Below are 787 nucleotides of genomic sequence, written 5' to 3'. Positions count from 1 at the left end.
ACGTTCGCCCAATCAAATGAAAACGTATCTGTTCACGATCGCCGTTTTCTTCTGCGTTGTTGGCATTGGTCATTCGCAAGAAGCAGCCACATGGGGTGAGTCTGACGCGTACACGAAGTGGATGCGTTACCCATATGAAATCGACTCCGACTACAAATACGTTCAAACGCTCCCCACGATCGATCGGTTTCCGGAGCTACTCAAGTTCGCACTTGATCCGCGATTTAAAGGCAAGCCGGGGGTTGCTGGCGACCGCATGATAATCGTCAGTCAACTTCGCACGATTTCGCGATGCAAGTTTGACAGACTTTTGTACGCGGACTCTGATGTCGAGGCCGAGCATCGGTCGGCGGTTGCGAAGTGGCAGCAATGGTGGGATGTTTACGGGAAACAATACGCGAAGGCGTATCGAGAAAAGGGCAAACGATATGCCGACGCATGGAAGAAGATTCCTGGTGCCAAGAATTTGCCCTGCCCCACTTACCCAATCCTATTGCCGGAATCTTGGTCAACGAAACTCTCTTTCCGCTCCGGCGACTACGGTGGAATTGTTGAAGAAGAGATCGAATTAAGCGCTTCTCCACAGTTGTGTAGACTGAAGCGTCGATACAGGATCGGCCATGGTTGGCCCGGCGGTACAGATTGGGTCAATGAAGAATGGAATGACCTGACCTACGCTGAGACCCAGGAAATTCTTAGCTACACTGATTTACGCGGTTGACAATCCATGGCTGTTTTTGGCCGACGAATTCACGACTGTTGACACTGACAGGCAGCTAAAAATTGG

At 50.8% G+C, this 787-nt stretch carries 1 protein-coding gene; it reads left to right on the top strand.

The annotated features are described in order from the left end of the window. Positions 1–721, top strand: a 721-nt coding sequence (locus FYK55_RS28750) for a hypothetical protein (RefSeq protein WP_235909051.1), incomplete at its 5' end; no start/stop codon positions are given. Between the last annotated feature and the right edge of the window lie 66 nt (positions 722–787).

Origin of the sequence: Roseiconus nitratireducens, from assembly GCF_008629675.1 — a bacterium.
Classification (GTDB): Bacteria; Planctomycetota; Planctomycetia; order Pirellulales; family Pirellulaceae; genus Stieleria; species Stieleria nitratireducens.
The sequence above is the reverse complement of the archived record's forward strand: the minus strand, read 5'-3'. Positions and strand labels throughout refer to the sequence as shown.